Source organism: Leucobacter sp. M11 (assembly GCF_035726885.1).
Taxonomy (GTDB): domain Bacteria; phylum Actinomycetota; class Actinomycetes; order Actinomycetales; family Microbacteriaceae; genus JAPFRB01.
Window position 1 is genome coordinate 46363 of the sequence record NZ_JAPFRB010000001.1, and the last position, 4192, is coordinate 50554.

Below are 4192 nucleotides of genomic sequence, written 5' to 3' on the forward strand. Positions count from 1 at the left end.
CCACGACCACCGGGCTCTCGGAAACGGGGGCCGACGGGCAAGGCACCCTGATCTGGGGCGGCATCGCCGTGCTGGCCGTGGGAGCGGGGCTGCTCCTGTGGCGTCGCCTCCGAACCCGCGGGGCGGCCCGCGCCAATGCGCCCGAGCACCCGACGGACGACGCGTAGGAACCGGAGCGCCCCACTGTCTCGCCTGCTCGGCGAGGCAGTGGGGCGCTTCGCATGGGGCGGGGCGAGCGTCTCGCAGTGCTTCGATTCCCGGCTCCGGGTGCCGCCCGCCACGCAACGCAACAGGCCCCGGTTCCAGAAGGAACCGGGGCCTGTCGTGTGGGCGGTGACTCAGCGCGGCCGGGGCCGCGTAGTCAGTTCACCCGAAGGGGCTACTTGCCCTCGAGCTTCGCCTTCAGCTCGGCCAGGGCCGAGTCGTCGGCGAGGGTGCCCGCGGAAGCGGACTCGCTCGAGAAGGAGCTGCCGCCGGCCTCGCCGGAGAGCTCGGGCTTGTTGGCCTGCTCCACAGCGGCGGTCGCGACCTGCTTCTTGTGAGCCTCCCAGCGAGCCTGGGCAGCAGCGTAGTCCTGCTCCCACTTCTCGCGCTGAGTCTCGAAGCCTTCCTTCCACTCCTGCGTCTCGGGGTCGAAGCCCTCGGGGTACTTGTACTCGCCGTTCTCGTCGTACTCCGTGGCCATGCCGTAGAGCGCGGGGTCGAACTCGGTACCCTCGGGGTCCACGCCCTCGTTGGCCTGCTTGAGGCTCAGCGAGATGCGGCGACGCTCGAGGTCGATGTCGATGACCTTGACGAACACCTCTTCGCCGACCGAGACAACCTGCTCGGCGAGCTCAACGTGCTGGCCGGAGAGCTCGGAGATGTGCACGAGGCCCTCGATGCCGTCGGCAACGCGAACGAACGCACCGAAGGGAACGAGCTTGGTGACCTTACCCGGAGCAACCTGGCCGATGGCGTGGGTGCGGGCGAAGACCTGCCACGGGTCCTCCTGCGTCGCCTTGAGCGACAGGGAGACGCGCTCGCGGTCGAGCTCGACGGAGAGCACCTCGACGGTGACTTCCTGACCGACCTCAACGACCTCGGAGGCGTGCTCGATGTGCTTCCAGGACAGCTCGGAAACGTGCACGAGGCCGTCCACGCCACCCAGGTCCACGAAGGCACCGAAGTTGACGATGGAGGAGATGACACCCTTGCGGACCTGGCCCGGTGCGAGGTTCGCGAGGAACGTCGAGCGGGACTCGGACTGGGTCTGCTCCAGCAGCGCGCGGCGCGAGAGCACCACGTTGTTGCGGTTCTTGTCCAGCTCGAGGATCTTGGCCTCGATCTCCTGACCCAGGTACGGGGTCAGGTCGCGGACGCGACGCAGCTCGATGAGCGATGCGGGGAGGAAGCCACGCAGGCCGATGTCGACGATGAGACCACCCTTGACGACCTCGATGACCGTACCGGTGACGACACCGTCCTCGTCCTTGATCTTCTCGACGTCGCCCCAGGCACGCTCGTACTGGGCGCGCTTCTTGGAGAGGATCAGGCGACCCTCTTTGTCTTCCTTCTGCAGGACGAGCGCCTCGACGCTGTCGCCGACCTCGACGACCTCGCTCGGGTCGACGTCGTGCTTGATGGAAAGCTCGCGGGAGGGGATAACGCCCTCGGTCTTGTAACCGACGTCGAGGAGGACCTCGTCACGGTCGATCTTCACAACGGTGCCCTCGATGAGGTCGCCGTCGTTGAAGAACTTCAGGGTCTTTTCGACCGCGGCAAGAAAGTCTTCAGCAGAGCCAATGTCGTTGATGGCGACCTGCTTGGTTGCCTTGGTCGTTGCGGTTGTCATGTAAGTAGTACTCCAGAATGGACACATATCGGGCCGGTCGCGGTATTCGGAACCGCGGCGGCGGGTTTTTATGGATTTGTCACAGAAGTGACACTCAATCTTAGCCCGGGAATCCCGCGGAGGTCAACGCGTGGAACCGGGCGTGTTGCGACCGCGACGGCCGCGCCCCGTCGGAGCGCGGCCCGACCCCTCGAACTGACGCCCCGCACCCCAGAATTCCCGGATGTCACAAATACGTGACATGGGGTGCTGTGATTTGTTACACTCTGGGCATGACCACGAGGACGCTCACCGCACCGCTCCCCGGGCCGGACTCGGCCACCCCGGCCCCGGCCCGGCAGGTGCTGCGCCGTCGCCGCCTCCAGCTCGGCGTGAGCCAGCAGGCCCTGGCCGCGCGCATCGGCCGGAGCCGCAAGTGGCTGAGCGAGCTGGAGAGCGGCCAGGGCTCCCCCGGCTTCGCGGACGTCGCGGAGCTCGCCGCGCAGCTCGGGCTCAGCCTCACCCTGACGGAGTCCGCGGCGATCCGCGTGCGCGGGGCCAGCCTCCCCGGGGACTTTTCCCGCCCGAACGAGGACCGCTGGGGCACCCGCGGCAGCCTCGCCTGGGTCATCGACGGCGCGACGCAGCCGCTCAGCACCGTGCAGGACGTCACCGCCGCCGAGTACGCGTCCGCCCTGTCCGAGGCCCTGTCGCGCCAGGCGGACCGCGTCGAGCTGAGCCTGACCGAGATCCTGAAGCGCGCCATTGCCGAGTCGATTTCCTGGCCACGTGCCCAGGCCGGGCCCGCGGCCACGGTCGCGCTCCTGCGGCGCACCCCCGCCGGCGTGGACTGGCTGGTCCTGGGCGATGCCGCCGTCATCGTCCCCGGCCCCGGCGGCGCGCTCGCCCTCCGGGACGAGCGCCTCGCCGGGGTCGCGGTGGCCGAGCGGGCCGCCCGGAGCGCCGCCCGCGCCTTCGGCTCCCCCGACGCGCTCGCCGAGCGCTCGCTGGAGCTGTACCGCGCCGAGCGCGCCGCCCGGAACCGGCCCGGCGGCTACTGGGTGGCCGCGGACGACCCAGCGGCCGCCGAGCACGCCATGCACGGTCACCTCGACGCGGACGGCCCGCTGCTGCTCGCAAGCGACGGCGCGCTGGACGCGATCGGCCCGGGCGGCATCTGGCCGACGCTGGACGAGGCCGTCGCCGAGTGGCTTGCCGCCGATCCCGAGCTCGCGATTGCCCGGACCCGGGAACACCGACAGACGGTGCCCGGGGCAAAGGTTGACGATGCCACCCTGGTGCTCGTGCGATGAACCCGTTCGATGCCCCCGCGACCGTGCTCGACTGGTTCGCCCGGATCGGCACGCTCATCGCCCTCGGCTCCTGGCTGACCCACGTGACGCGCACGCGCCTGAGAAATCGCGCCGTCCGCCGCTTCTTCGGCGGCACCGAGATCAGCCTGGTCCTGCCGCTGCGGACCCTGCAGGGGCGCACGGCGGTCGCCGAGCCCGATTACCTGGCCGCCCGCACCCTGGAAACCTTCCTCGCCACCCGCGGAATCCGCTGCGAGACCCGCTTCGTCGGCCCCGAGGAACCGCTCTCCCTCGGCCCGGGCGGGCACCTGCTCATCTGCGGACCGAAGAGCTCCGCGGACGTGGCCGAGCGAATGAGCCGGGACCCGCGGCTCCGCTTCACGCATCGCGCGGACGGCTGGCGGATCGTCACCCGGGACACGGGCCTCAGCTACCGCTCACGCAACGATTCGACCGGCGAGGACTCCGATATCGGGTACCTGTCCCGGACCCGGGAGGCGGCGGTCGGCGGCGACCGCACCGTCGTGACCATCGCCGGGGTGCACGCGCAGGGCTCGGCGATCGTCGCCGCGCAGCTTGCCGGGGTGCGTCCGATCCGCGGCCTCCTTCGCCGCGCCCGGGGATCGGGCTTCTCCGCGGTGATCGGCGGCAGCTACGCCGAGCACACCCTCCGCGTGCTCGACACCGCCGAGCTGGGCTTCTTCCGGCACCCAGACCGCTGACGCCGCGCTCGGCCATCGAACGCGAAGCGCCCGACGCGGCGGGGAAGCCGAGTCGGGCGCAGCGGGGGCAGCCGGGGCTGCGGGCGTGATCGCGGGTTAGCCCTGCGGGGCCTCCGGATCCGGCTTCGTCCCGTGCCGGGCACGGTCGGGCGAACCGGCGGTACCCCCCGAGTGCCCCTCGTGCCCCTGCGCGTGCTCGCCCAGCGCCGCATCCTCGGCGGGGGTGCCCGCCCCGGCCTCCTCGGCGAGCGCATCGATGGCCGCGCCCTCGGCCGCGGCCTGGGTGCCGTCACCCCGACGACGGGGCATGATGATCGTGCCGCTCGCGGTGGACTCGGGCGTCC

General features: G+C 70.9%; 4 protein-coding genes. 2 read left to right on the top strand and 2 right to left on the bottom strand.

From position 1 onward, the window contains the following. Nucleotides 1–379: 379 nt before the first annotated feature. The gene (rpsA, locus tag OOT08_RS00230; RefSeq protein ID WP_325090594.1) at nucleotides 380–1834 is read right to left on the bottom strand and encodes a 30S ribosomal protein S1; all 1455 of its coding nucleotides are present in this window, start codon (nucleotides 1832–1834) and stop codon (nucleotides 380–382) included. Nucleotides 1835–2106: 272 nt separating this feature from the next. Between rpsA and OOT08_RS00235 the strand changes: the two genes are divergently transcribed. Beyond that, nucleotides 2107–3126 (top strand): helix-turn-helix domain-containing protein, encoded by a 1020-nt coding sequence (locus OOT08_RS00235; protein ID WP_325090595.1) that lies wholly within the window; start codon nucleotides 2107–2109, stop codon nucleotides 3124–3126. Beyond that, nucleotides 3123–3848, top strand: a complete 726-nt coding sequence (locus tag OOT08_RS00240) for a hypothetical protein (protein ID WP_325090596.1) — start codon at nucleotides 3123–3125, stop codon at nucleotides 3846–3848. The genes OOT08_RS00235 and OOT08_RS00240 overlap by 4 nt, the downstream gene beginning before the upstream one ends. A 96-nt stretch (nucleotides 3849–3944) precedes the next feature. Here the strand turns inward: OOT08_RS00240 and OOT08_RS00245 are convergent. Beyond that, nucleotides 3945–4192: hypothetical protein (locus OOT08_RS00245; RefSeq protein ID WP_325090597.1), on the bottom strand; the 248-nt coding region annotated here is incomplete at its 5' end.